At 54.9% G+C, this 24,927-nt stretch carries 27 protein-coding genes; 22 read left to right on the top strand and 5 right to left on the bottom strand.

From position 1 onward, the window contains the following. Positions 1-56 precede the first annotated feature (56 nt). The 6 genes from dut (at position 57) to TH30_RS01500 (ending at position 4,665) form a co-directional block, all read left to right on the top strand. Positions 57-521 carry a dUTP diphosphatase gene (gene dut / locus TH30_RS01525; RefSeq protein WP_114096324.1) on the top strand — a complete coding sequence of 155 codons (465 nt, stop codon included), beginning with the start codon at positions 57-59 and terminating at the stop codon, positions 519-521. A gap of 117 nt (positions 522-638) precedes the next feature. Further along, positions 639-1,094, top strand: coding sequence for an RrF2 family transcriptional regulator (locus tag TH30_RS01520; protein WP_008888834.1), 456 nt, complete (start codon positions 639-641; stop codon positions 1,092-1,094). 202 nt (positions 1,095-1,296) lie between these two features. Continuing rightward, on the top strand, positions 1,297-2,247 hold the full coding sequence (gene cysK, locus TH30_RS01515; RefSeq protein ID WP_114096850.1) for a cysteine synthase A: 951 nt from the start codon (positions 1,297-1,299) through the stop codon (positions 2,245-2,247). A 146-nt stretch (positions 2,248-2,393) separates the two neighbouring features. Continuing rightward, the gene (locus TH30_RS01510) at positions 2,394-3,398 is read left to right on the top strand and encodes a type 2 periplasmic-binding domain-containing protein (protein ID WP_147251913.1); all 1,005 of its coding nucleotides are present in this window, start codon (positions 2,394-2,396) and stop codon (positions 3,396-3,398) included. 42 nt (positions 3,399-3,440) lie between these two features. Further along, the gene (locus TH30_RS01505; protein WP_114096322.1) at positions 3,441-4,244 is read left to right on the top strand and encodes a HesA/MoeB/ThiF family protein; all 804 of its coding nucleotides are present in this window, start codon (positions 3,441-3,443) and stop codon (positions 4,242-4,244) included. Then, positions 4,234-4,665 carry a DsrE/DsrF/DrsH-like family protein gene (locus tag TH30_RS01500; protein ID WP_114096321.1) on the top strand — a complete coding sequence of 144 codons (432 nt, stop codon included), beginning with the start codon at positions 4,234-4,236 and terminating at the stop codon, positions 4,663-4,665. The genes TH30_RS01505 and TH30_RS01500 overlap by 11 nt, the downstream gene beginning before the upstream one ends. Positions 4,666-4,712: 47 nt before the next feature. Here TH30_RS01500 and TH30_RS01495 read toward each other — a convergent pair whose 3' ends face one another. After that, positions 4,713-5,405, bottom strand: coding sequence for a LysE family translocator (locus tag TH30_RS01495; protein WP_114096320.1), 693 nt, complete (start codon positions 5,403-5,405; stop codon positions 4,713-4,715). A gap of 101 nt (positions 5,406-5,506) precedes the next feature. Here TH30_RS01495 and TH30_RS01490 point away from each other — a divergent pair, with 101 nt between their 5' ends. Beyond that, positions 5,507-6,424 carry a LysR substrate-binding domain-containing protein gene (locus tag TH30_RS01490; RefSeq protein ID WP_114096319.1) on the top strand — a complete coding sequence of 306 codons (918 nt, stop codon included), beginning with the start codon at positions 5,507-5,509 and terminating at the stop codon, positions 6,422-6,424. A 32-nt stretch (positions 6,425-6,456) separates the two neighbouring features. On the opposite strand, the gene TH30_RS01485 is transcribed toward TH30_RS01490, so the two are convergent. Together TH30_RS01485 and TH30_RS01480 are read right to left on the bottom strand one after the other, a co-directional pair. Beyond that, positions 6,457-7,497, bottom strand: a complete 1,041-nt coding sequence (locus TH30_RS01485; RefSeq protein WP_114096318.1) for a LacI family DNA-binding transcriptional regulator — start codon at positions 7,495-7,497, stop codon at positions 6,457-6,459. Positions 7,498-7,547: 50 nt separating this feature from the next. Further along, positions 7,548-8,879, bottom strand: coding sequence for a GH1 family beta-glucosidase (locus TH30_RS01480; protein WP_114096849.1), 1,332 nt, complete (start codon positions 8,877-8,879; stop codon positions 7,548-7,550). 228 nt (positions 8,880-9,107) lie between these two features. Here TH30_RS01480 and TH30_RS01475 point away from each other — a divergent pair, with 228 nt between their 5' ends. The 4 genes from TH30_RS01475 to TH30_RS01460 all read left to right on the top strand — a co-directional run bounded on the left by TH30_RS01475 (position 9,108) and on the right by TH30_RS01460 (position 13,335). Continuing rightward, on the top strand, positions 9,108-10,352 hold the full coding sequence (locus TH30_RS01475) for an ABC transporter substrate-binding protein (protein ID WP_114096317.1): 1,245 nt from the start codon (positions 9,108-9,110) through the stop codon (positions 10,350-10,352). An 84-nt stretch (positions 10,353-10,436) separates the two neighbouring features. Continuing rightward, the gene (locus TH30_RS01470; RefSeq protein ID WP_258548571.1) at positions 10,437-11,393 is read left to right on the top strand and encodes a carbohydrate ABC transporter permease; all 957 of its coding nucleotides are present in this window, start codon (positions 10,437-10,439) and stop codon (positions 11,391-11,393) included. 2 nt (positions 11,394-11,395) lie between these two features. Then, a complete protein-coding gene (locus TH30_RS01465) occupies positions 11,396-12,250 on the top strand; it encodes a carbohydrate ABC transporter permease (protein ID WP_114096315.1) in 855 nt (284 codons plus the stop codon). A 5-nt stretch (positions 12,251-12,255) separates the two neighbouring features. Beyond that, the gene (locus TH30_RS01460) at positions 12,256-13,335 is read left to right on the top strand and encodes an ABC transporter ATP-binding protein (protein WP_114096314.1); all 1,080 of its coding nucleotides are present in this window, start codon (positions 12,256-12,258) and stop codon (positions 13,333-13,335) included. 121 nt (positions 13,336-13,456) lie between these two features. On the opposite strand, the gene ddpX is transcribed toward TH30_RS01460, so the two are convergent. Further along, positions 13,457-14,017, bottom strand: a complete 561-nt coding sequence (gene ddpX / locus TH30_RS01455; protein WP_114096313.1) for a D-alanyl-D-alanine dipeptidase — start codon at positions 14,015-14,017, stop codon at positions 13,457-13,459. A 139-nt stretch (positions 14,018-14,156) separates the two neighbouring features. Here ddpX and tsaB point away from each other — a divergent pair, with 139 nt between their 5' ends. Together tsaB and TH30_RS01445 are read left to right on the top strand one after the other, a co-directional pair. Then, positions 14,157-14,837, top strand: coding sequence for a tRNA (adenosine(37)-N6)-threonylcarbamoyltransferase complex dimerization subunit type 1 TsaB (gene tsaB / locus TH30_RS01450; RefSeq protein WP_258548570.1), 681 nt, complete (start codon positions 14,157-14,159; stop codon positions 14,835-14,837). 41 nt (positions 14,838-14,878) lie between these two features. After that, entirely contained in the window at positions 14,879-15,364 is a 486-nt protein-coding gene (locus tag TH30_RS01445) for a GNAT family N-acetyltransferase (RefSeq protein WP_258548569.1), read from the top strand. Between the two features lie 148 nt (positions 15,365-15,512). Here the strand turns inward: TH30_RS01445 and TH30_RS01440 are convergent, their stop codons facing one another. Next, the gene (locus TH30_RS01440) at positions 15,513-15,758 is read right to left on the bottom strand and encodes a sulfurtransferase TusA family protein (protein WP_114096310.1); all 246 of its coding nucleotides are present in this window, start codon (positions 15,756-15,758) and stop codon (positions 15,513-15,515) included. 255 nt (positions 15,759-16,013) lie between these two features. Between TH30_RS01440 and TH30_RS01435 the strand changes: the two genes are divergently transcribed. The 9 genes from TH30_RS01435 (at position 16,014) to TH30_RS01395 (ending at position 24,715) form a co-directional block, all read left to right on the top strand. Further along, complete coding sequence (locus tag TH30_RS01435) at positions 16,014-16,436, top strand: Fur family transcriptional regulator (protein ID WP_114096309.1); 423 nt, start codon at positions 16,014-16,016, stop codon at positions 16,434-16,436. 162 nt (positions 16,437-16,598) lie between these two features. Beyond that, positions 16,599-17,393: a l-ornithine N(alpha)-acyltransferase gene (gene olsB, locus TH30_RS01430; RefSeq protein WP_114096848.1), complete on the top strand. Its 795-nt coding sequence runs from the start codon at positions 16,599-16,601 to the stop codon at positions 17,391-17,393. Further along, the gene (locus tag TH30_RS01425; protein ID WP_114096308.1) at positions 17,390-18,295 is read left to right on the top strand and encodes a lysophospholipid acyltransferase family protein; all 906 of its coding nucleotides are present in this window, start codon (positions 17,390-17,392) and stop codon (positions 18,293-18,295) included. Before olsB ends, TH30_RS01425 begins: the two co-directional genes overlap by 4 nt. A gap of 170 nt (positions 18,296-18,465) precedes the next feature. Beyond that, positions 18,466-19,857 carry a tRNA (N6-isopentenyl adenosine(37)-C2)-methylthiotransferase MiaB gene (miaB, locus tag TH30_RS01420; RefSeq protein ID WP_114096307.1) on the top strand — a complete coding sequence of 464 codons (1,392 nt, stop codon included), beginning with the start codon at positions 18,466-18,468 and terminating at the stop codon, positions 19,855-19,857. Beyond that, complete coding sequence (locus tag TH30_RS01415; RefSeq protein ID WP_114096306.1) at positions 19,854-20,969, top strand: PhoH family protein; 1,116 nt, start codon at positions 19,854-19,856, stop codon at positions 20,967-20,969. Before miaB ends, TH30_RS01415 begins: the two co-directional genes overlap by 4 nt. Next, entirely contained in the window at positions 20,953-21,543 is a 591-nt protein-coding gene (gene ybeY / locus TH30_RS01410) for an rRNA maturation RNase YbeY (RefSeq protein ID WP_114096847.1), read from the top strand. Before TH30_RS01415 ends, ybeY begins: the two co-directional genes overlap by 17 nt. Before the next feature lie 80 nt (positions 21,544-21,623). Continuing rightward, positions 21,624-22,565 (top strand): hemolysin family protein, encoded by a 942-nt coding sequence (locus TH30_RS01405; RefSeq protein WP_114096846.1) that lies wholly within the window; start codon positions 21,624-21,626, stop codon positions 22,563-22,565. Beyond that, positions 22,558-24,135, top strand: a complete 1,578-nt coding sequence (gene lnt / locus TH30_RS01400) for an apolipoprotein N-acyltransferase (protein ID WP_114096305.1) — start codon at positions 22,558-22,560, stop codon at positions 24,133-24,135. The genes TH30_RS01405 and lnt overlap by 8 nt, the downstream gene beginning before the upstream one ends. 109 nt (positions 24,136-24,244) lie before the next feature. Further along, positions 24,245-24,715 carry a helix-turn-helix domain-containing protein gene (locus TH30_RS01395; protein WP_114096845.1) on the top strand — a complete coding sequence of 157 codons (471 nt, stop codon included), beginning with the start codon at positions 24,245-24,247 and terminating at the stop codon, positions 24,713-24,715. Positions 24,716-24,927 lie beyond the last annotated feature (212 nt).

Here is a 24,927-nt window from a genome sequence, read left to right as displayed (position 1 = left end):
CGTGCAGGCAATAACGCATATCCCGGTTCAGACCGGGCCATAAACAAGGATGGAATATGTCGGCTCTTAGCGTTGATTTGAAACAGCTGCCCCACGGGGCGGATTTGCCGTTGCCCGAATATGCAACCGCCCAGTCCGCAGCCGTCGACTTGCAGGCCGCAATCGCGGGCAAGCTGGTTCTGGCACCGGGAAAACGGGCTCTGGTCGAAACCGGTATTGCAATTGCCCTGCCCGCCGGGTTCGAGGCACAGGTACGTCCGCGTTCGGGGCTTGCTGCCAAGAACGGGGTCACGGTTCTGAACAGTCCGGGTACGATTGATGCCGATTATCGCGGCGAGATCAAAGTCATCCTGATCAATCATGGCGACGAATCCTTTGAAATCGAACGTGGCATGCGCATTGCCCAGCTTGTGGTCGCCCCGGTGACACAGGTGGTATGGCGGGCCGTGGATGATCTTGATGAAACTGCGCGCGGCGCGGGCGGTTTCGGATCGACCGGGACGGCAAGTCCGGTCAAATGATTTGCACCTGCTGGGCCGGTTTGCGGTTTGGCAGGGGTTTGATGGTTGCTCTGACGAAACCAGGTTTGCATGTCATCTGGGGGGATGGCCGGACCACAAGGGGAGTAAGATGAAACGATGCTAAAGCTTTCAAAAAAGATGCTGTTTGCGATCGAGGCGGTCGTGGATATTGCCTATAACGCGGCGGGTGAGCCGGTCCAAAGTCGAGATATCACCGCGCGTCAGGGCATTCCGAAACGTTACCTTGAACAGACCCTTCAGCAGTTGGTGCGTGCCGATATTCTGGTGGGTGTGCGTGGACCGCGCGGCGGTTATCGACTGGCGCGTGAACGCCGCCGCATCACACTTGCCGATATTGTTTCGGTCATCCGGTCGATGGAAACATCCGATGATCCGATCGAGGATCCGGCAGGATCGCCGCTGGGCAAGGAAGTTGTGCGTCCGCTTTGGCGTGAATTGCAGGACGAAATGATGAAGCAGCTTGAAAAAATCACGGTCGAGGACCTGTGCAACCGTGCCCGTGATGCGGGTCTGCGCAGCGGGATCGAAGAGTCCCCTGATTTCATCATTTAGTCTTCTGGGCTGGCAGCGGAGTGGTGTATTCTTATTCAACAGGATTCCGCTGCAATTTTCGATAAACTACAGGCATCAGGAATGCCGTCTGCCAGCAGATTTGTAAAAATTTCTTCTATCCATTTGACCTTGTGGGATAGCGATATAAATACAAATACATCGTGTGCTTGATGGCAAAAATACAGAAACGTGCGAGGAAAACATGACTGAGTTTCGCGGCAAGATTTACGACAGCATCATTGACACCATTGGCGCAACGCCGCTGGTGCGCCTTTCACGTCTGGCCGAAGCCGAAGGTGTGAAAGCCGACCTGATCGGCAAGCTTGAATTCTTCAACCCGCTGGCCTCGGTCAAGGACCGTATTGGTCTGGCGATGATCGAGAATGCCGAGAAAACCGGCAAGCTTAAACCGGGCGCAACCCTGGTCGAGCCAACCTCGGGCAATACCGGCATTGCGCTGGCATTCGTTGCAGCGGCCAAGGGGTACAAGCTGATCCTGACCATGCCTGAAAGCATGTCGCTTGAACGTCGCAAGATGCTGATGCTTCTAGGTGCGCAGATTGACCTGACCCCGGCAGCCAAGGGCATGAAGGGTGCGGTTGCCCGTGCTGAGGAACTGGTGGCCGAGATTGATGGCGCTATCATGCTCCAGCAGTTTGACAACCCGGCAAACCCGGAAGTTCATCGCAACACCACGGCCGAGGAAATCCTTAAGGATACCGCCGGCAAGGTCGATATCTTTGTTGCCGGTGTTGGCACGGGCGGCACGCTGACCGGTGTTGGTGAAGTGTTGAAAAAACATAACCCGAACATTCAGATTGTGGCGGTTGAACCCGAAGACAGCCCGGTCATTTCCGGTGGCGCACCCGGCCCGCACAAGATTCAGGGCATTGGTGCCGGTTTCATTCCGGGCAACCTCAATACCGATGTGATTGATACGGTCATGACCATTGGCAACGAGACCGCCTTTGCCACCGCACGCAAACTGGCTGCGGTTGAAGGCCTTCCGACCGGTATTTCGTCAGGTGCGGCGGTGGCTGCGGGTATTGAACTTGGTCAGAAGCCGGAAAATGCCGGCAAACGCATCGTGGTCATCATCCCGAGCTTTGCTGAACGTTACCTGTCGACTGCCCTGTTCGAAGGTCTGCAATAAGTTCTTTTGCCAGACGACCAAATATAACAAATTCAAAGGTCCGGCGTATCGCGCCGGGCCTTTTTTGCTGTGTGGCCTTTGCCCGCTACTGGATGTTGGATGCCATCGTCCCAATCTGAAGGATAGGGCAGAAACGGGACATGTGCATGACGTCAAATGATCGAAAAATCAGGCATTTCAAAGTATCCGGATGGATCGGGATGCTGTGTCTGGTTGTGGCTGTTTTTTGTTTCGATATCAAAACAGTAAGGGCTGATCACGGCGAGCACAGCCTTCGGATCGTTGTTGCCGATGATGTTCTGGTCGATTATGAGAAATTCCGGGACGGTCGCGATCCGCTTGCCATCACATCCTTTGACGGTCCGCACAGCCGCCGTGATGTCGTTGAGGTCGTTCTGATCCAGCAGGCCCTGAAAAAGGGCGGCTGGCGCGGCGCCATCAATCTGATTGCCGGCGGAAATTATGCGCGCATGATGCAAATGATCGCAGATGGCGAAGCAGACCTTACCGGTTCTTCGACATGGTTGCGCGACATTGAACATAAAGGGGACAGGATTTCCCCATCCGGGGCCGTGATTCCCAATGGCCGGTTTGAAGCCGGGTTCTATATGCGGGCAGACAGCCCCAATCGATCGAAAATTCGCAGTTTACGAAGCCTCCAGCGACTGCGCGGGGTGTCAAACCGGACCTGGAAACCCGATTGGCAGGCCTTGGGCAAGCTGGGTCTTGTTGATTTACTGCATGTGCCAAACTGGGAATTGATGGTGCAATTTGTCGCCGAGGGCCGGGCAGATTTCCTGTTGGCACCGTTCCAGCCAGGCCCGAAAATGGAGCTTGTGGTCAATGATGTGCATTTACTGCCAATCGAAGGCTACAAGATTGCCCTTGATGGCAGCCGTCATTACGCCGTAACGCGGGTTACGCCCTATAGCCACGATCTGATTGTTGCAATCGATCAGGGATTGCTGGAACTGCAAAAGATCGGCCGGATTGATCAGGCCTATCGCCAGTCCGGTTTTTTCCATCCGGCAGTGAAAAACTGGACAATGATTGGCTCAGACGGGTTCGGGCAATCGGGGAATTCGATGGAAAATCAAATCTTTTCCTTGAGAGATGTGACGGGCAGGCTATATCCAGAAGCTAGGTTCTGACCCTAGTTCCCTTGATCCGTCCTGACAGGATAGTTTGACCGCGTGACCGATTTCGATTTCAGCGAAAATGAAGTGCAGCGCTATGCCCGCCACATCGTTCTTAAGGATGTGGGCGGTACTGGCCAGATGAAACTCAAGCGTGGGCGGGTTCTGATCGTCGGGGCCGGTGGCCTTGGGTCGCCGCTTGCGATGTATCTGGCCGCGGCCGGTGTTGGCACAATCGGCATTGTTGATGCAGATACGGTCGAGCTTTCCAATCTTCAGCGCCAGATCGCGCATGACATGAAGGATATTGGCAGCCCCAAGGTCGATAGTGCGAAATCAACCATGCTTGATATGAACCCGGAAATCACGGTTCACGCCCACAATACCCGCCTTGATGCGTCTAATGTCATGGAACTGATTGCCGGTTATGACGTCATTGCTGACGGGTCGGATAATTTCGAGACGCGCTTTTTGCTTAATGACGCCTGTTATCTGGCGGGAAAGACGCTGGTATCGGGCGCGGCTCTTCGTTTTGACGGACAGGTATCGACGTTTAAGGCCCATCTGGGCGCGCCACATCCGTGCTATCGCTGCATTTATCATGCACCGCCGCCCGAAGACGCCATTCCATCCTGTGCCCAAGGCGGCGTTCTGGGATCGGTTGTCGGCATGATTGGCGGTATTCAGGCGACCGAGGTGCTCAAGGAGCTGATGGGGATCGGCGATGGCCTTTCCGGGCAGCTTCTGATCATTGATGCCCTGTCAGCATCGTTTCGCAAGATCCGGGTGCCGCGTGATCCCGGCTGCCCGACCTGTTCAGAAAACGCCACAATCAAGGACCTTTCAATCCATGAGCACTGAGACGGAAAGCCCGAAAAAACTCTCGCTGGTGGTGTTTTCCGGCAGCTTTGAAAAAGTTCATTACGCACTCGTAATGGCATCGGCGGCTTTGGCGACCGGGCGTGACGTTACCCTGTTCTTTACCATGGATGCCAGCCGTGCACTGTTTGCGCCCTCCGGATGGCGGCATTTGCGCACCGAGGCCGAAGGGGCGACCGCGACCTCGATTGACCTGAGCTATTCGACCCGCGGGATCGGCAGTTTCGAAGAATTGCTGTCAGCCTGTGCGTCGTTGGGCGCGAAATTCATGGTTTGCGAGATGGGGTTGCGTGCGCTGGGTTTGGAAAACGAAGCCACCCGCGATGAACTTTCCATTGAAACCGGTGGTGTCGTAACCTTCCTTAATGACGCCAAGCAGAACGGCGAGATGCTGTTTATCTGATCGGGCGACACGGGAATCCGTTCCTGATCCCCTGCAGAAAGACCGGCCTAGCTTGCCATAAGCTTGATGCCAAGCCCTGCAAGGCACAAGCCGACTGCCCGTTCGATCCATGTCTTGATCGCCGCCATGCGGGCCTGCACTGCAGGGAGTGTCAGGGCTATCGCGACCAGTGCAAACCAGATCATGTGGCAGGCGGCGATATAAAAGCCATATCCGATTTCCTGCAGTATCGGGGTGTTTGGCGAAATCACCTGACTGAACAGCGATACGATAAACAGCATGGTCTTGGGGTTCAGCGCGTTGCAGGCAAATCCGGTCCAGAAAGCATGGCGATCCGCGTTGTTCCGGTTTTGATCCGGCTTCGGTGCATTTGACATTGTGGTTACCCGGATATTCACATTTTTCAGATGCCTGCGGCGACCAAAAATTACGCGAATATCTGGCCACAGGGCCGACATTCCAAGCCAGATCAGATAGCCTGCACCCAGATATCGCAGACTGTTCAAAACCCAGACATTGCTGGCAAAAACAACACCCAGTCCGATCAGGGTATAGGTCAGATGTACCGAAACACCGCTACCGATCCCGATGGCACACAGAACCCCGGCCCGCCTGCCCCGCGCAAGTGCGATGCGTGTGACCATGGCAAAGTCCGGGCCCGGACTGATGACCGCAAGAAGGGTGATGATGCCAACGGCGATGATTTCCATCGACAGGAACTGATTTGATAATTCGGGCATGGATGTGATCCTGACTGGGCTGAAAAACCGTTTGATCTGTGAGCAGATTGAGTATCAAACTGGATCAATCGTCAGAAAATCGAAAAATACCGGGAAATATTGTGAGTAATATTCACAAAAAACGCAGCCTACCTCCTTTGGCGGCCTTGCCGGCCTTTGAAGCCGCAGCACGCCATCAAAGTTTTTCACGCGCGGCCGAGGAATTGCACCTGACCCATGGGGCCATCAGCCGGGCGGTGGCCCAGATTGAAGAACGCATGGGGGTTGATCTGTTTGTCCGTCGCAATCGCCGGGTCTGGCTGACCGCGGCGGGCGAAAGGCTGTTAAAGGCGACGGGAAGTGCGCTGGACGGGCTTGATCAGGCGGTTGAGGATATCCACCGCCATGCCGGAACCTCGCCGATCCTGACGGTATCGTGCGAGCCAAGCCTTGCCATGCGCTGGCTGATGCCGCGGCTCGGGGCATTCCGTCAGGCTAATCCCGATCTTAATATCGATTTGCGTCTTGCTGGTGGCCCGGTAGATTTGCTGTCTGATGGTTGTGATCTTGCCATTCGCAGGGCCGATTACGGGATTTCGGAAGACTATATCACCACGCATTTATGGGCCGAATATGCCGGGCCGGTGTGTGACCCTGATTGCTGGGAAAATATTCTTGATCGGGATTTATCCAATGCGCGCTGGCTTCACAGTCGCACCCGGCCTGATGCATGGGATGACTGGAAGCGTGCCAGTCATCTGAATGTATCGCCAGCCAGCGAGCAATATTTCGATCACTTCTTTTTTGCCCTGCAGGCGGCGGTGAATCGTCTTGGTACGGCGATTGGCCCCTTGCCGCTGGTCTATGATGATCTGGCGACCGGGCGGCTGATTGCCCCGCATGGTATGGAGCCGACCAGTTTTGACTATGTGCTGATCACGCTCGATCCACCCAAACGCGACCCGCGCATTACGGTGTTTTTTGACTGGCTGACGGGCGAAGCCGGGGATATGGGCGATGGCAGGTTGCCGGACCAATAGGGCGGATTTGGGTGCGGATATAACCGACTGGCTCAGAAATCCTCGCCTTCGCGGAATGCGGCAAGATCATCAATCCGGCGATAGGGCAGCAAGGTTTGGAGCTGTTCGGGGTTCGCCCCGCTCATCAATTCATGCAGATGTCGGGCAAGGACTTCACCGACATGTCGTTGCGGCTGATAGTAATAGGCCAGTTTTTGCTTTGACAGCATACGAAACGGCATGCCGCCAAAACCGACAACCCCGATGCCATCACGGATGGTATCCATGCCAAGTTCCATCAGGGCTTCAAGCGCCCCGATCATGGTCATCTGGCTGGCGCAGACAATGGCGGTGGCGTCGCGTTGATGGCCAAACAATTTCGTGGTGGCTTCGCGTGCGGCCCGCACCGAAACGTCCGATGGCATCCAGATCAGGCTATCGGGATCAAACCCGGCATCAACCATGGCCCGGCGGGCCCCGCGTTTGCGATAGCCAAAAAAGGTCAGGTCCTCAGGCGGGTCGATCATGCCGATCTTGCGGTGGCCATCCTCGATCAGGCGCGTGATCGCGTCATAGGCGGCCTGTTCATCATCATGATCGACAAAGGCATGCGGTGTCAGAAGTTCGGTGCGGCCAAAGCTGACAAACGGAAAATCATGCTGAAGGCAGTATTTGGCACGTTTGTCCTGAAGGGTGGTGCGTGAAAACACCACGGCATCGGCCATGCGTTGGGTATGGACCTTGCGCACCGGTTCAAGGGGATCCTCCCCGCTGGTTTGTGCCAGAACCACCAAAGAATAATGATCGGCCTCAAGCCCCTGTGCCAGGCTTTCGACCTGTGCCAAGAAGCCCGGGTCGCCGTAATCGCCGACTTCGGGTGAGTAAAGGATAGAACAGACCTGCATGGTTTTGCCGGTACGCAGCATGACGCCCCTGGCATCGGGGCGATAGCCGATTTCCTCTGCGGCTGCCTTGACCTTGGCAACGGTGTCGGATTTGACTTCCGGTCCGTCTTTTAGCGCGCGCGACACTGTCGTAACCGACAGGCCAAGGCGGTCGGCAATCGTGCGCAGGTTAGGGCGAGAAGCAGGCATGACAGGTCCGTTCTTATGTTCTTTCGGACAATCTAAGCGTCCGGCGCATCCTATGGCAATGCGTTCTGTGTAATCACATTGCGCATAAATTCATAGGACGCCTTTGGGGTGCGTTTGAGAGTCTCATAATCCACATGAACAAGCCCGAACCGCTTGTCATAGCCATAAGCCCATTCGAAATTGTCCAGCAAGGACCATGGCATATAGCCTTGAACATTCGCACCTTCGGAAACTGCGCGCAAAAGGGCATCAAGATATTCGGTGTAATAGGCAATGCGATCCTGATCGTCGACATGACCGTTATGGCCGGGGACATCGGTAAAGGCACCACCATTTTCAGTCACGAAAACCGGCGGATTTCCGTAATTCTCCTGCAGGATTTTCATGGTGCGATAGAAGCAGTCTCCGTCAATTGCCCAGCCCATTTCGGTGCGCCGGAAATATTTTGGCGGTTCGACGTGCTGGAACGGCCATGCCTTGCCTTCGGCAGCCTGGATATAGCTCGGGAAATACTGGTTAAGGCCCTGAAAATCGACATCGGTTCTGATGGCTTCCAGATCGCCCGGCCGGATATGTGGTTCCATCCGGTCGAGAATCAGTTCCGGATAACGCCCGTAATAGACCGGATCAAGAAAGGCACCATTCCATTTGGCTTCGAAAAGCTCGATCAGATGGGCATCCTGTTCGCGACGATGCGGCAGGGTATAACCCTTGTGCATCGGCAAGACGAATCCGACCGGCGCATCGGGATAATGATGTTTGATGATGCGGGTGGCGCGCGCATGACAGAGATTAAGATGATGGGTCACTCGCATTGCGGCACGCGGATCGGTGATGCCCGGTGCATGCCGGCCTTCTTCATGGCCCACCCAGGCGACAACATTGGGTTCGTTGAATGTGACCCACGATTTGATGCGGTCGCCCAGACGTGTCACCAGCAATTCGGTATAATCGCCAAACCAGTCGACAATGTCGCGATTGGTCCAGCCACCGCGATCCTGTAACGCTTGCGGCAGATCCCAGTGATACAGGCACAGCCAGGGATCAATGTCACGTTCAAGCATGCCGTCAATCAGGCGGCTGTAAAAATCGATACCGGTTTCATTGACCTTGCCCGTGCCTTCGGGCAGGACGCGCGGCCACATGACCGAAAACCGGTAATGCCGTGCCCCCAACCCCTTGATCAGATCAAGGTCCTCGGCCCAGCGATGGTAGTGGTCGCAGGCAACGCGACCATTGTCGCCATTGGCGACCCGGCCCGGAGTGGCGCAATATGTGTCCCAGATGCTGTCGCCGCGTCCGTCGTCATCAGCACCGCCTTCGATCTGATAGCTTGAGGTGGAGACACCCCAGCGAAACCCGTCGGGGAATGATTTTGTCATGGTTGTTTCCTTACCCTCAGCGGATGTTCTTGTTGAATGCATCCAAAATCGTAACGTTTCGAAAATTCAGGCAAAAAAATATATTCGCCGCTCTCTCATCCTAATATCATTGGGTTTTGTGGATTGACAAGGGTGAATAAAGTGCTTATCAAAAAAATCGTAACGTTACGATTTTCCGTTTAAGAAGAGATCGGGCGTGAACGTATCCAATAGGGAGGAACATCCGTTATGACGAAATTTTCCAAAGTCGCAGCCATTGCGGCATTTCTGAGCGCAGGTGTCTCTGCCGGTGCGCTTCACGCCCAGACAGCAGAAGTTCTGCATTGGTGGACATCGGGCAGCGAGCAGGCCGCTCTTGCCGAAGTGCGCAAGGTGTTTGAGGCAAGTGGTGGCAAATGGGTTGATACCCCGATTGCCGGAGGCGGCAATGCCCGTGCTGCCGCAGTGAACAGGATGCTGGGTGGTGATCCGGCGGCTGTTTTTCAGTTCTCCATCGGTCAGCAACTGCGTGAGCTGGCTGATCAAGGGCTGCTTGCCAATGTCGACAAGATCGCAAACGAAGAACATTGGGACGACAAGTTACCGCCACTGATTGTCAAGGCGGCGAAATATGATGGTGAATATATCGCAGCCCCGATCAACATCCATGGCGAGAACTGGATGTTCTATAACAAGGCCGCGCTTGAAAAGGCAGGCGTGGATGTTCCCAAAAGCTGGGATGACTTCGTGGTGGCTGCGCAAAAACTGAAAGATGCCGGCATTATCCCGATCGGGCTGGGTGGTCAGCCCTGGCAGGAACGCATCATGTTCAACAGCGTTCTTCTGGGCGTTGCCGGGCGCGAATTTTATGCCGATCTTTACAGCACGCTTGATGATGACCTCCTTGATTCCGATACCATGCGCAAGGTGTTTGAAACCTTTGCAGCTCTTAAACCCTTTGTCGATGAAGGCAGCCCCGGCCGTAACTGGAACGAGGCCACCAGCATGGTGATCAAGGGGAATGCAGCCTTCCAGTTCATGGGGGACTGGGCCAAGGGTGAAATCATTGCCGCCGGGATTGAACCGGGTACGACAGTCGGATGTTCCTTCGCCCCGGCAATTGATACGGCCTATATCATGACGGTCGATGCCTTTGCCTTCTCGGCAATGGACGGGGAAGAAGCCACACCGGCCCAGGCGAAGATGGCCCATGTGATGCTTGAGCCCGATGTGCAGATCGCCTTTAACAAGAAAAAGGGATCTATTCCGGCCCGTCTTGATGTGCCTGCGGACAGTTTCGATAGCTGTGCCCAGACCGCGATCAAGACCCTGCAGGACAAGAAAACCCACCTTGTCAGTACCGGTCTTTTCGGGGTGCCAAGTGCGGTTTCGGGTGCAATTGATGACAGCATCTCGAATTTCTGGAACAGTACGGATATGAGCCCGCAAGAGGGTCAGGCGAAGTTCCATCAAGCGATCTCCAACGCCAAGTAAGGCGAAAACTCCAGAGACTTTGCAGGGATGCGCCGCTGCAACCCCAAATATGCGGGGCAGCGGCGCCTTTACAAAGAAGCGAGAATGTCTATGGCCGATCCGGCACAAGGTGTGTTGCAGCGTTCTGTCGCACAGGAAGAAACGCAAAAAGAAGGCAGGCGGCGCTGGCGTCCTCAATGGACAGCAAGAATGGCGCTGATCCCTGCCATGATGATTACCATTTTCTGTTTCTACGGGTTCATCATCTGGACATTCGTGATTTCGCTGACGCGGTCACGTTTGCTGCCTGTCTACAAATTCACCGGCTTTGATCAATATGCCCGTCTGTTTGCCAATGAACGGTGGTGGACAGCGATGCAGAATCTTGCGATTCACGGCTTCCTGTTTATCGGTGGCTGTATCGTTTTTGGCTATTTACTGGCCATTCTGGTCGATCGGGGTGTGAAGGCCGAAGGACTGTTTCGCACTGTTTTCATGTTGCCGCTTTCGATGTCATTCATTGTGACCGGCGTGATCTGGCAATGGGTGATGAATCCCGGTCTTGGTCTTCAGGAAGCGGTGCGGGCGCTTGGCTGGGCCGGGTTTGAATTCAACTGGATCGTGCGGCCCGACCGGTCAATCTACACGCTTGCCATTGCGGGTATCTGGCAACAGGTCGGGTTATGCATGGCGCTGTTTCTTGCAGGCCTTCGCAATATTGATCCCAATATCTGGAAGGCCTCGCGTGTGGATGGCATTCCGGTCTGGCGGGTCTATTTGCATATCATCACACCGATGTTGCGCACGGTGTTCTTCACGGTCTTCATTCTGATGAGCGCGATTGTCATGAAGGCCTTTGATCTGGTCGTTGCCCTGACAGGGGGCGGTCCGGGCTTTTCATCTGACCTTCCTGCCCGTTTTGTGGTTGATCACATTCTAAACCGTCAGGAACTTGGGCTTGGTGCGGCGGGGGCGTTTGTCCTGCTTTGTACCGTGATCGCCGTAATCGCACCCTATATCTATTTCGAGCTGCAAAAAGAGCGCAGCGGGCGGGGGCACTGATCATGCGATATAATCGGCTTGCCCTTTACGGATTGCTCTGTGTGGCGGCAATCATGATCTTGTCCCCGGTTTTCATCATGATTTCGACATCGCTGAAATCCATGGATGAAATCCGCAATGGCAGCATCTTTACCCTGCCCGTCGATCCCGGATTCGCGGCATGGAGCAAGGCGTGGTTTGGCGATTGTGCCAAGACGCTCGGCGAGGGCTGTGGCGGTCTTTCGTCATCCTTCATGACGTCGGTCAAAGTCGTTATCCCGGCCCTCATCCTGTCGGTCGGGCTTGGGGCGATCACCGGCTATGCCCTGGCCGCATGGAAGATGAAGGGTGCGAATGTGATGTTCGCGGCCCTTCTGGTCGGCATGTTCATTCCGCCGCAGGTAACCCTTTATCCCCTGATCATCATGATCCGTGAATTGGGGATATTTGGCACCATTCCCGGACTGATCCTTGTGCATGTGATCTGGGGTGTTGCCTTTACCACCATGATGTTTCGCAACTTTTTCAAGACGGTTCCGCAGGATTTGCTTAAAGCCGCCCGCATTGACGGTGCCGGGTTCTGGCGGTTGTTCTGGCATGTGATGTTGCCAATATCGTTGCCGATCCTTGGTGTCGCGATGATTTTGCAATTTACCTATATCTGGAACGATTTCCTTCTGGGTCTGACCTTTGGGGGACGTGCGGGACAGCCGATGACGGTTGCACTGAACAATCTTGTCGGATCGCAATTCGGCGAGAAGGAATACAATGTTGATATGGCTGCGACCATGCTGACGGCCTTGCCGACACTTGCGGTTTATCTGCTGTCGGGGCGGTTGTTTGTGCGCGGGATTGCCGCGGGCGCAGTGAAAGGATAACGGGAATGAACGGCGTTGAACTTCGTAATGTTACCAAGGCCTATGCCGGGCTGACGGTGATGGAAGATATCAATCTTGAAATTGCCGATGGCGATTTTCTGGTGCTGCTTGGCCCGTCAGGATGTGGCAAATCGACCCTTCTGAACATGATTGCCGGGCTGGAGCCGACAACCGATGGTTCTATCCATATCAATGGGCGCGACGTCACAAGTCTTGAACCGGACGAGCGCGACATTGCGATGGTGTTTCAGTCCTATGCGCTGTATCCGACCATGTCTGTGCGCCGGAATATCGGTTTTGGTCTGAAAATGCGGGGCATGCTCAGGGATGAGATCGACAAACGCGTCGCCGAGGTCGGCGATCTATTGCAGATCACGCCGCTTCTGGATCGCAAGCCTTCTCAGCTTTCGGGCGGGCAGCAACAGCGTGTGGCGATTGGCCGGGCCTTGGTACGCGAACCGTCTGTGTTCCTGTTTGATGAACCGCTTTCCAACCTTGATGCCAAATTGCGTGCCGATATGCGCATCGAGCTCAAACGCCTGCATGAACGGCTTGGCCGGACGATTGTGTATGTGACGCACGACCAGATCGAAGCCATGACGCTTGCCACCAAGGTCGTGGTTCTCGACAAGGGCGGCATTCAACAGGTCGACACGCCGGAAAATGTGTATCGCAGACCCGCAAACCGGTTTGTTGCAAGCTTTGTCGGCGCCCCGACGATGAACTTCCTTGATGGCAAGCTTTCGCAAAATGGTGACGACATTGTCTTTGACAGCGGTGCGGGATGTTTGCCGCTGGTCAATGTCCCGGCCGAGGCGCGTGATCTGATCGGGCGTCCGATGACGCTGGGCGCGCGCCCCGAACATATGCTGTTTGATGAAACCGGCATCTCTTCGCGCGTTTTATTGGCTGAGCCGACCGGGCCGGATCAATATGTCCGCCTCGCGGTTGCCGGGTCGGAACTGACTGCGCGCAGTGGCCCCGAACAGATTTTCAGATCGGGGAGTGATACCAGAATCCTGATTGATGGGGCGCGAATGACATTGTTTGATTCGCAAAGCGGTCAGGCACTTTTGACGGCGTGACATGCTGAAATGAAGCGGAACTAGCCTGGATGGGAATGAAACCAAGACTGTTTTCGTTCTGCATCAGGTAAAGCAGAACGCAGCGGCGGGGCATGATTGCTCCGCCGTTTTGCGATGGCGGTTAACGTTGCATCATCGGTTCGGCAAGGGCGCTGTCAGAAAAAAGCGGATATCTGCTGGATGCCTTGGGCAGCTGATAATGCCACCATTCATGGTCGTAATATTCGAACCCGGCACTGACCATGATGCCCAACAACAGCAAACGGTTGGCTTCAGCCTGTCTGGAGATCAGTTCGGATCCGTGATAGGACCGGCTATGCATTTCGTCAAACCCTGCCCCCATATCCAGTTCCTTGCCGTTTTGATCAATCAGGGTTAGATCAATGGCCACACCACGACCATGTGGCGATCCGAAATCCGGATTGGCGACGAAATCGGGGTTGGGCGAATGGTTCCAAAGGGCCCGTTGGGCTTCCTGGGGCCGGAATGCATCAAGAATGCGCAGCTTGACCCCCTGACGCTTTGCCATGGCCGCGGCCTTTTTCAGGCATGCAGCCGCATCCGCATGAAGATAGCAGGCAGGTCGTGTATAGATTGGTGCCCCGGTGAAATTCCGATCCGTGGCATAGACGATATCAATTTCGACATCATATTCAGAAGGCGTAATTTCGACCAGCGCCATCGCCGGAGGCTCCCTGTTCTTGTCGTTCACCGATTACATAAAGAAGATGCTGACTGGACAGCCGCGCTCATCAGATAGCGCAGATCATAATGCATCGCAAACATCGTCGCGAAGTCCGGAGACATCCGGCCCAACGATTTTGGCCATTGATACCGCCTCAACGTCGCTTTCGACGGCGGTTCTGGTCAATGGTGTGGTCAAGGGCGAGCTTTATGAGGATATGGAACGCGGTCAGGCCGAGCATCTGATGGGCTTTATTGCTCGCACGCTCGAAACCGCCAAAGTCACAATGGCCGATCTTGACGGCATTGCGGTTACGGTCGGACCGGGTGCCTTTACCGGAATGCGCATCGGTCTTGCAACTGCGCGCGCCTTGGGTCTTGCCCGCAAAATTCCGGTTGTCGGGGTGAGTTCACTCGAAGCTGTTGCCTATGGTGTGTCGGAACGCGATCAGCAGGGCCGCAATATCCTTGTTGCCCTTGATAGCAAGCGAAACGAAATTTTCGCCCAGGCCTTTGATGGCAAAAAACGCCCGCTTAGTACGGCTGAATGTGTTGCCCCGCGTCAGGCCCTGATGATGGCACCACCTGGTGATACCTTGCTTGCCGGGGATGCGACCCCGCGTCTTCTGACGGCTGCGGCCCATGCGCCAGATGCGTTTTATGACTGTACGGCACCCGGACTGCCGCGCGCGGGAAATGTGGCACGGATTGCGGCTGAACGTTGGGAAAGTGGTGAAAACCTTGCGCCGGTACCGATGTATCTGCGTGCGCCTGATGCAAGACGTATCGAAGATCAGGGACCGCGTAAAAAGGAATGAACCCGCATCCCTCAAAGAGTGTGGCCAGCACAATTGAATTGGTGCCTCTGACCGCCGCCTTTGCGTCCGTCGCGGAGCAATTGCATGCGCAGGGATTTGAGGATTGCTGGGATGCCGATGCCATCATCCGGTTGCTTGATGTGCCAGGGGCATTCGGAATTTTGGCCTATGCGCCCGGTAACGAGGCGGAAAACCGTGATGATATGCCTCTGGGCTTTGTTCTGATCCAGACAATGCTTGATGAGGCCGAAATCAATACCATCGTCGTTGCCAGGGAAGCCCGCCAATGCGGTGTTGCGCGCAAGTTACTGGCAGGGGTTGTGGATCGCCTTGGGGATAATGGTGTTGGTCGGCTGTTGCTTGAAGTGGCCGAGGATAACGCGCCGGCCATTGCCCTTTATCGACAATGCGGTTTTACCGACATCGGTCGACGCAAGCGATATTACCGGCGAAAGTCGGGCCGCGAGGTCGACGCGCTGGTGATGGAGCGGGGTCTTGGATCTTGTGTTCTGGGTTGGGGCGACTGACGTCAGAACATCAAATCGGCAAAGTTTATTTTGTCGTCATGGCCTTGCGCAAGTTGGACGCATTTTAATCTGTTATATCCACATAAAGGGTGTGGTTTTACACATCAACCTGTTGTACTGTAAGCCTGCATTGGAACTGGCGGTTTACCTACGCCTTGCGGATGGTTAACCGGAAAGTGCCCGGTGTATCGGCAATTTCGACCAATTCGATGACTTCGTCGCCCATCTCGGTGACCGAGCGCGGAACGTTTTTCAACGGTTCCCCGGCACCCAGAGTGACCTCAAGTACCTGACCGGGTGTCATGGTTTCAAGTTTGAGGCGGGTCCGGACAAATGTCATCGGGCAGACATCAGACGTGATGTCTATTTTATGGTCGGGATTTTTGATGGCCATTCCGGTCTCCTGACTTGGTGCGCACTTGTGAAGTAGCGCTCTTGTATGCAGGTGGCAAGGGGCATAGGAAAGAGCCGGTTTCAAGCGATTAGCAGATGCTTTGGCATTTCCGATTGCGAATTGACGAATTTATCGCGAATTGAACCTTGCGATATGTGGCGGATTTTTCAATATTTAGCCACAGAGATTAGAGAGCCTAGGGGTTAAGTCCTGGCTGGGGACAGGCGGAACCGGAAACGGAAACGAGACAAGACAATGCTTGCAGAATCAACCATCGAGCAGAAATGCGTCGACGCGGGCCTTAAAATGACAGGACAACGCCGGGTTATCGCCCGCGTGCTGTCAGAGTCCGAAGATCATCCTGATGTGGAGCTGGTCTATCGCCGGGCAACCGACATCGATCCCAAGATTTCAATCGCAACCGTGTATCGCACGGTGCGCCTTTTCGAAGAAGCCGACATTCTTGAAAAGCATGACTTCGGTGACGGACGTGCGCGTTACGAAGAACTTACCGAAGAGCATCATGATCACCTGATCGACATGCGTTCGGGCGATGTCATCGAGTTTTCCAACGAGAAAATCGAGAAGCTTCAGGAAGAGATTGCCAAGGAACTTGGTTACAAGCTGGTCGGTCATCGTCTTGAACTTTACGGCGTTCCTTTGAAAGACGAAAAATAAGTCCGGTTTTCAACCGCACTGTTGATTGACGAAAATCAGAGCCACTTGCGCATTTGTGCAAGTGGCTTTCATAATTTTGTTACGTGTTCTTCACAAACCCTTCACTCGCCCTTCACGCAAATCGCGCGCAAAATCCGGGCAGATGAACAAAAGGGTGTTGTCATGCGCGACGAAAGACAGCTTCAACGGCTTGAGGTCCGCCTTGCGGAAACCGAGGATGAAATCCTCGCCAGCCAGAAACTTCGCTATAAGGTCTTTTATGAAGAGCGCGGCGCAAAGCCGACCGCCGAAATGGCCGCCGAAAAACGCGACTTCGACCATTACGATCCGCTGTGCGACCATCTTCTGGTGCTTGACCATAATCGCGGTGCCGGTGCGGATGCGGTGGTGGGGACCTATCGCCTGCTGCGTCAGTCGGTTGCCAACGAACATGGCGGTTTTTACAGCGCGGACGAATACCATATCGAAAGCATGCTTGCTGCGGTAAAGGAAACCGGCGAGATCATGGAACTTGGCCGTTCCTGTGTCGAGGCGGATTACCGCACCATGCCGACCCTGCAACTGCTGTGGCAGGGGATCGCGGCCTATGTGTTCAAATACGATATCAAGCTGATGTTTGGCTGTGCATCCTTTCATGGCACCGATCCGGATGCCTTCAAGGATGTCCTGACCTATCTGCATCACAATCATCTGGCACCCGAAGACATGCGCCCGCGTGCCATCGAGGAACGCTATGAACCGATGGCCCGTGCCGAGATTGACGGCATCGATCAGCGTCAGGCATTGCGTGACTTGCCGCCGCTGATCAAGGGCTATCTGCGACTGGGTGGTTTTGTCGGCGATGGTGCGGTGGTTGATCATCAGTTCAATACCACGGACATCTGCATTGTGTTACCGACTGAAAAGGTAACTGATCGCTATTACAAGCATTACGAACGGACCGCGAGGGTATCGTGAACTGCTATGTGTGCGCCGCTATCCGGCTGATGGCCTATATGCTTCTGACACTTGTACTGTTGCCGGTACAGATGGTGGCGATCGCATGCCGTTTGCGTCTGGCAGATGAATTGCCGCGTTTTTATCACGCGCTGTGCCTGCGTATCCTTCATATCGAGGTGCGGGTATCGGGTGTTGATCTGATGGATGGGCCCGGTGTGATTGTTGCCAATCACGCATCCTATCTTGATATCCCGGTTCTGGGCGCGCTGACGCGTGGCAGTTTCATTGCCAAGACCGAAGTGGCGAGCTGGCCGGTATTTGGTGTCCTTGCCAAATTGTCGCGTACCACCTTTGTTGAACGCCGCGCGGTGCGTTCGCGTGAACAGAACCAGCAGCTTGGTGACCGTTTGCAAAATGGCGACAAGCTGATCCTGTTCCCCGAGGGAACCAGCAATGATGGCAACCGGGTTCTGCCATTCAAATCGACTTTGTTTGCATCGGCCGAACGGGCCATGCCCGACGGGTCGCCCGTAAAATTCCAGCCGGTCTCGATTGCAGCCACCCGGCTTGATGGTGCGCCGATTGGTCGTGACTTGCGGGCATTCTATTCCTGGTACGGGGATATGGACTTGGCTCCGCATTTGTGGCAGTTTCTCGCGCTCGGCAAGGTGACGGTTGAAATTGTTGTCCATGCGCCTGTGACGCTGGCGGATGCAGCAGGATCGCGCAAGGAACTTGCCCGGATTTGCGAAGCCCGCGTTGCCGAAGGACATCAGGCAGCTTTGCGTGGTTTGCATCAGGGTGTTCCGGTCCAGCTGATCGACAGCGGTTTGTCCGGAGAACTGATCGGATGTTCGCCTTTGGCGATCATTTCAGAAGATTTTCGACTGTTTGGTCCTGATCGACAGTTCGGCTCCTGATCATTTTGCCGTATAATGCACCGGTTGATGTGAAATTGGGTTTCACCTGACCGGAAATTCAGATAACGAGATGTCCGAAAGTTCCGGCCTTGCGACTATGCGGAACTCAAGCGCGGTGTGACTTATTCACACCGCTTTTCGGCGTTTTGAGAGAGCGAAACGGATCTTACGTGACTGAACCGAAGAAACTTTTTGTAAAAACCTATGGCTGCCAGATGAATGTCTATGACAGCCAGCGCATGCAGGACGTCTTGGCGCCGCTGGGATACCAGTCGGTCGACAGCGCCGAGGGCGCAGATATGGTAATCCTCAATACCTGTCACATTCGCGAAAAAGCGGCCGAAAAGGTGTTTTCCGACCTCGGGCGTGTGCGTAAGCACAAGGAAGCCAAAGAGGCCAGTGGCGGTGACAAGATGATCGTCGCCGTCGCCGGCTGTGTCGCACAGGCCGAAGGGGCCGAACTGATGCGGCGCGAACCGATGGTCGATATGGTGTTCGGCCCGCAGACCTATCACCGCCTGCCGGAAATGGTTGCGCGCGCCAACCGTGCGATTGGACGCAATCGCATCATCGATACCGATTTCCCGGCCGAGGAAAAATTCGATCATCTGCCCGCACAGGTTTCAAACCAGGGCTATTCGGCGTTTCTGGCCATTCAGGAAGGTTGCGATAAATTCTGCACTTTCTGTGTCGTGCCCTATACGCGCGGGGCGGAATATTCGCGTCCGGCGATGGATGTTATCGGTGAAGCCAGACAGCTTGTCGCGCATGGCACGCGGGAACTGACCCTTTTGGGGCAGAATGTGAATGCCTATCACGGTGAAGCCCCCAATGGCGGGGAATGGTCGCTGGGTCGTTTGCTCCGCGAACTGGCCGAGATCGACGGGCTTGATCGCATTCGTTATACGACCTCGCACCCACGCGACGTGGATGATGATCTGATTGCCGCACACCGTGATCTGAAAAAACTGATGCCGTTCCTGCATCTGCCGGTTCAGGCCGGATCGGACCGTGTTTTGCAGGCGATGAACCGCAAGCATGACAATGCCGATTATCGCGATATTGCAAAGCGTCTTAAGGATGCTTGCCCGGATCTGGCCTTGTCATCGGACTTTATCGTTGGCTTCCCCGGTGAATCCGATAAGGATTTCGAAGACACCATGGATATCGTGCGCGATATCACCTTCATTCAGGCTTTCAGCTTTAAATACAGTCCGCGTCCGGGTACCCCGGCCTCGGCGATGGAGCTGCAGGTGCCTGAAAAAGTCAAAACCGAACGGATCATGCGTCTTCAGGCGCTTCTGGCTGAGCAACAGCTTGAATTTAACCGCAACTCTGTCGGCAGGGAGATGGATGTCCTGCTGGAGCGCCGTGGTAAATATGAAGGCCAGCTGGTTGGCAAAAGCCCCTATATGCAGCCGGTTCATGTTTCCGGACTGCCGGAAACCGCATTGGGTCAGATCGTAAGGTTGAAAATCACGGAAGCGCTGCCTAATTCCCTTGGCGGCGAACTGGTCGATGCCACCAATAACGGCCAGAAATCGGAAAGGAACGTTGCGTGAGCGGCACCCCGACTAAGAACAAACCGACAAACAAACCAGCGGCCAAAGTAAAATACGCCCCCAAGGATTCCGATCAGATCGAGTTTCAGGACAACGCCCTGGCCCAGCTTCTATACGGGCCACAGGCGGAAAACCTGACGCGTCTGTCCGAGCGCACCGGCGTTCAGGTATCAAGCCGCGGTCTTGTTGTCATGCTGACCGGTGAACCGGCCAAGGTTGCACAGGCCAAAAAAGTTCTGTCGCAGCTTTATGCGCGCTTGCGCGACAAGGAAATCGATCAAATCGATGTCGAAACAGTGGACGGGGCCATTCGTCTGTCCGAACCGGATGACACCGATCCGTGGAACGGCCAGACCAAGGATATGTTTGGCGGGTCGCGCCTGACCATTCAGACCAAAAAGCGCCGGATTTCGCCGCGCTCCAAACGTCAGAAGGATTATGTCGAGGCGATCCTTGATAACGAACTGATCTTTGGCATTGGTCCGGCCGGTACGGGCAAGACCTATATTGCGGTCGCGATGGCAGTACAGGCCTTTATCCTGGGTCAGGTGGATCGCATCATCCTGTCGCGCCCGGCTGTTGAAGCTGGCGAGCGGCTTGGCTTTTTGCCCGGTGATCTCAAAGACAAGGTCGATCCGTATTTGCGCCCGCTTTATGATGCGCTCCATGACACGCTTCCGGGTGATGTCGTGATCAAACGCATGGAAAGTGGCGAGATCGAAGTGGCTCCGCTTGCCTTCATGCGTGGGCGTACGCTTTCACATGCCTTTGTCATTCTGGACGAAGCCCAGAACACCACCCCGATGCAGATGAAAATGTTCCTGACCCGTTTGGGCGAAGGGTCGCGCATGGTGGTGACCGGCGATTTGACCCAGATCGATTTGCCCGATGGCACCAAATCGGGTCTGCGTGATGCGCTTGAAACCATTGGTGATGTCAAGGGCGTGGCGACGATCAAGTTTGATCAGCGCGACGTTGTGCGCCACCATCTGGTGACCAAGATCGTTCAGGCCTATGACGCGGCCGATGCGTTGCGTGATCGCCTGAAAAAGGGCTATCGTGGCGAAAAGGATACCGCGAACAAGGATGCGGACAATGACGGCACCGCTTGATCTGGATCTTGAGGTCGAGGCCGGCGACTGGCAGCAGGACGAAATCGAGGCGATTGAAGCTGCGATTGTTGCGGCCCTTGACGGTGCGCTTGCCGACGGCGCGCTTTGGGATGATGACGGCGTTCCGACTGATGGTACAGAGGATGAAGGCGACGGTGCGTCGCTTTTATCGGTTGCCCCGGTGATCGAGATTGGTGTGCGTTTGTCTGATGATGCATCGGTCCGGATCCTTAATCGCGATTACCGCGACAAGGACAACCCAACCAATGTTCTGTCCTTTGCGGCCCTTGAAAGTGCAGATGATGCCGATGCCTTCATGATGGCTCCGGACATGCCGCTGATGCTTGGCGATATTGTGATTGCGCGTGAAACCTGCGCGCGCGAGGCTGTCGAACAGGACAAATCACTGAAAAATCATCTTGTTCATCTTGCCGTTCATGGCACGCTGCATCTTGTCGGCTACGATCATATGGTTGATGATGAAGCCGAAGAGATGGAAGAACTTGAACGCCAAATTCTTGCTGGCCTCGGGATTGATGATCCCTATGAGCCGATTGAAGATGCGCCGGTTTAGCCGAAAGGCTTGTTTGAATTAAAGGATGTCGAAACCGACCCATGAACGACATAAGTCAACGCGACGACGACCACGACAGTATGCGCCCTCGCACAGGCGAGGAAGCAATTCAGGAGTCAGAAACCGGCTCCTTATGGGATAATGTGGCCTCGGCCCTGGGGTTCAAGCGCGGAAAGTCGCGCAATGGCGAGGCCTCGCTTTCCGATACGCTCGAAGAACTTGCCGAGCGGACCGAAGAAGACGACGAACCGGTTTCGCTGCACGAACGTTCGCTTTTTGAGAACATCATTGCGCTACGCGACATGACGGCAGAAGACGTTATGATCCCGCGTGCCGACATCGTGGCGGTGCCCAAAACCATCGAGCTTGAAGCTCTGGTCGAGGTCATGGTCAAAAAGGCGCATTCGCGGTTGCCGGTTTATGGCGATACGCTTGATGACATTGCCGGCATGGTTCACATCAAGGATGTTCTGGGCTGTGTGGCCGCAGATCGCGAATTCAGTCTTCAGGCCCTGTTGCGGCGCGTTCTGTTTGTATCGCCTGCGATCCGGGTTCTTGATCTTTTGTCGGAAATGCGGTTGTCGCGCACGCATATGGCGCTGGTGGTCGACGAGTTTGGCGGTATTGACGGTCTGATCACGATCGAGGATCTGGTCGAGGAAATCGTTGGCGAGATTGATGACGAACATGACATCGACCAGACGCCGAAACTGATCCGGCTTTCGGATGGCTGCTATATTGCCGATGCCCGTTTTGAGGTCGAGGACCTTGAAGAAAAACTGTCCTTTAGCTTGCTTGATGAAGATGAGGACGAGGATATCGATACCCTTGGCGGTCTTGTCTTCTCGCTTGCCGGACGGGTTCCGGCACGCGGCGAGCTGATTGAACATCCCAGCGGCATTCAGTTCGAAGTTCTTGATGCTGATCCACGCCGCATTCGCAGATTGCGCATCCATATGGTGCGCCGGGATGCGCCGACGCCATCAGAAGAAACCAAAAATCAGGAAAAGACGGATGATTAAAACGATGGCGACACGTCTGGCGGGGCTGTCAGGCTGGCGCAGGCGTTTTGTCTGGTTGTTCTCCGGGGCGGTTGCGGTTTTGGCGCTGCCGCCTTTCTTTTTAATCCCCGTTTTGCCGGTTGCCTTTGCGATTTTGCTCTGGAGCCTTGAGGGAGTCCGTTGCAACAAGGGCGCACTTTCGGCGGGCTGGTGGTTTGGAACCGGGCATTTTGCCGCCGGTTTCTATTGGGTCAGTCATGCCTTTCTGGTGCAGCCGGAAATCTATGGCTGGATGATCCCCTTTGCGCTTTTGGGACTGGGCGGAGGGTTGGCAATTTTCCCGATGCTTGCCGTCTGGGCAACATGGCGCCTGACCGATGGCCTGATCCGGCGCGCGGTGTTGCTTGCCGTCTTCTGGTCGGTGGCGGAATATGCGCGCGGGCATATTCTGACCGGGTTTCCTTGGAACCTTCTGGGCCATATCTGGGCCGTTGATGCGGCTCCGATGCAATTTGCGTCCGTCGTCGGGGTCTATGGCCTGTCCTTTGTGACTGCGCTGTTTGCAACGCTTCCTGCCGCTGTCATTGGGGCAAAGCCCGGCAAGCTGGCCGCTCTTGGTGGTGTCTTGATCGCAGTGCTTTTGTGGGGTGGCGGTGCTGTTCGTTTGTCGCTTTCCGGGCCAGATCGCTCTGATATGCCGCTTTCAGAACTGCCTGCAGATGTTCCGGTGGTGCAGATCGTTCAACCCAATATTCCCCAACGCGACAAATGGCGTCCTGAATTGCAGCGCCAGCATTTCACTAGGCTGGTGGAAATGTCGCAGCGTCCTGCGGGCATGAGCCCGACGCAAAAACGTATTGTGATCTGGCCTGAAACAGCAGCGACATTCTTTGTCGAGACCCAGACCATCGCACGCCAGCAAATGGCCGAGACCCTGGGGCCAAATGACATCCTGATTACCGGGGCGCCAAGGACCTATCCGCGCGACACCGACGAATACAAGGTCTGGAATTCCGTTCAGGTGATTGATGCCAGAAGCAATATCATTGCAAGCTTTGACAAATTTCATCTGGTGCCATTCGGGGAATATGTTCCGTTCCGCTCGATCCTGCCATTTCCGAAACTGACAGCCGGGCGGACGGATTTCTCGGCCGGACCGGGGCCGCAGACATTGTCGGTGGCCGGAATGCCAAGTTTCTCGCCGCTGATTTGCTATGAAGTCATCTTCCCCGGATCGGTAACCGATCCGGAAAATCGGCCTGAATGGCTTTTAAATGTCACCAATGATGGTTGGTTTGGCGATAGTGCGGGTCCATATCAGCATATGGCGGCGGCGCGTTTTCGGGCTGTGGAGGAAGGGCTTCCTTTGGTGCGGGCCGCCTATACGGGAGTATCTGTTTTCTTCGATGCCTACGGACGTAAACTGGCCTCCCTCCCCTTAAGTGCAAGTAATATCTTGGTTCACCCCCTTTTGAGTGATAAAAACCATACTACAGTATATTATTTGTGGCGCGATATTCTATTTTACGGTATTGTTACCTTCTTCGCCGTTCTCGTTATGGGATATACTCGACGATCAAAATCCCTTTAGGCGGCTGTTAAAAGCACCGAACCGTCCAGAGATTGTCCCATCTAAATAAGGACGGGTAGGTCGGAGTGAGAGAAGGAACAACCTTATGTCGCCCAAGGATGAAAGCGCGATGGTGAAAAACACCCGTGGTCGTGGCCGTGGCCGGACCGCAAGTGGCAAACCAAATCCTGTAGATATTCACGTTGGCGCGCGCGTTCGCCTGCGCCGGACCCTGCTTGGCATGAGCCAGGAAAAGCTGGGTGAGGCCATCGGCCTGACATTCCAGCAAGTCCAGAAATATGAACGCGGTGCAAACCGTGTCGGTGCATCGCGCCTTTATGACTTGTCCCGTGTGCTGGAAGTCCCGGTATCGTTCTTCTTTGATGATATGCCCGAAGAAGTATCGTCGAAATCGGTCCATGAACGCCGCGAGATGTCCGAAAGCCCGGATCCGTTTGACAATGATCCGATGAACCGCCGCGAGACCCTTGAACTGGTGCGCGCCTATTACCGGATTACTGACCCCAACCAGCGCAAGAAAATCTTTGAGCTGGTCAAATCCATGGGGGCTTTGCAGGTTGGCGACGCTGATCAGAAATAATCGCGCGCCTTCATACTGTTAATATCAGGCGCATCTCGCAAGATAACGGGATGCGCCTTTGCTTTTGGCGCAAGAGAATGCCGGTGCTATGCAATTTGCCGGTTACTCTTTTGCGTCAATGATGCTTGACCTGCAAAAAGTGATCAGGCAAAAGCGTCATGCAGCTGTAAAACAGCACCGAATATGTGGACGGATTTGGACCGCTTGCCACC

Origin of the sequence: Thalassospira profundimaris (genome assembly GCF_003326795.1) — a bacterium.
In the GTDB taxonomy this organism is placed as follows: Bacteria; Pseudomonadota; Alphaproteobacteria; order Rhodospirillales; family Thalassospiraceae; genus Thalassospira; species Thalassospira profundimaris_C.
This window is presented reverse-complemented; position numbering and strand designations above follow the sequence as displayed.

Bases quoted from the DNA above. Each gene is read 5' to 3' on its own strand.
- cysK (WP_114096850.1), top strand. From the start codon at position 1,297: ATGACTGAGTTTCGCGGCAAGATTTACGACAGCATCATTGACACCATT.
- ddpX (WP_114096313.1), bottom strand. From the start codon at position 14,017: ATGGCGCTGGTCGAAATTACGCCTTCTGAATATGATGTCGAAATTGAT.
- olsB (WP_114096848.1), top strand. From the start codon at position 16,599: ATGCGCGACGAAAGACAGCTTCAACGGCTTGAGGTCCGCCTTGCGGAA.
- TH30_RS01460 (WP_114096314.1), top strand. From the start codon at position 12,256: ATGAACGGCGTTGAACTTCGTAATGTTACCAAGGCCTATGCCGGGCTG.
- TH30_RS01500 (WP_114096321.1), top strand. From the start codon at position 4,234: ATGAGCACTGAGACGGAAAGCCCGAAAAAACTCTCGCTGGTGGTGTTT.
- lnt (WP_114096305.1), top strand. From the start codon at position 22,558: ATGATTAAAACGATGGCGACACGTCTGGCGGGGCTGTCAGGCTGGCGC.
- TH30_RS01440 (WP_114096310.1), bottom strand. From the start codon at position 15,758: ATGGCCATCAAAAATCCCGACCATAAAATAGACATCACGTCTGATGTC.
- dut (WP_114096324.1), top strand. From the start codon at position 57: ATGTCGGCTCTTAGCGTTGATTTGAAACAGCTGCCCCACGGGGCGGAT.
- TH30_RS01485 (WP_114096318.1), bottom strand. From the start codon at position 7,497: ATGCCTGCTTCTCGCCCTAACCTGCGCACGATTGCCGACCGCCTTGGC.
- TH30_RS01510 (WP_147251913.1), top strand. From the start codon at position 2,394: ATGACGTCAAATGATCGAAAAATCAGGCATTTCAAAGTATCCGGATGG.
- TH30_RS01475 (WP_114096317.1), top strand. From the start codon at position 9,108: ATGACGAAATTTTCCAAAGTCGCAGCCATTGCGGCATTTCTGAGCGCA.
- TH30_RS01405 (WP_114096846.1), top strand. From the start codon at position 21,624: ATGCGCCCTCGCACAGGCGAGGAAGCAATTCAGGAGTCAGAAACCGGC.
- TH30_RS01480 (WP_114096849.1), bottom strand. From the start codon at position 8,879: ATGACAAAATCATTCCCCGACGGGTTTCGCTGGGGTGTCTCCACCTCA.
- TH30_RS01495 (WP_114096320.1), bottom strand. From the start codon at position 5,405: ATGCCCGAATTATCAAATCAGTTCCTGTCGATGGAAATCATCGCCGTT.
- TH30_RS01435 (WP_114096309.1), top strand. From the start codon at position 16,014: ATGCTTGCAGAATCAACCATCGAGCAGAAATGCGTCGACGCGGGCCTT.
- TH30_RS01465 (WP_114096315.1), top strand. From the start codon at position 11,396: ATGCGATATAATCGGCTTGCCCTTTACGGATTGCTCTGTGTGGCGGCA.
- ybeY (WP_114096847.1), top strand. From the start codon at position 20,953: ATGACGGCACCGCTTGATCTGGATCTTGAGGTCGAGGCCGGCGACTGG.
- TH30_RS01395 (WP_114096845.1), top strand. From the start codon at position 24,245: ATGGTGAAAAACACCCGTGGTCGTGGCCGTGGCCGGACCGCAAGTGGC.
- TH30_RS01520 (WP_008888834.1), top strand. From the start codon at position 639: ATGCTAAAGCTTTCAAAAAAGATGCTGTTTGCGATCGAGGCGGTCGTG.
- TH30_RS01470 (WP_258548571.1), top strand. From the start codon at position 10,437: ATGTCTATGGCCGATCCGGCACAAGGTGTGTTGCAGCGTTCTGTCGCA.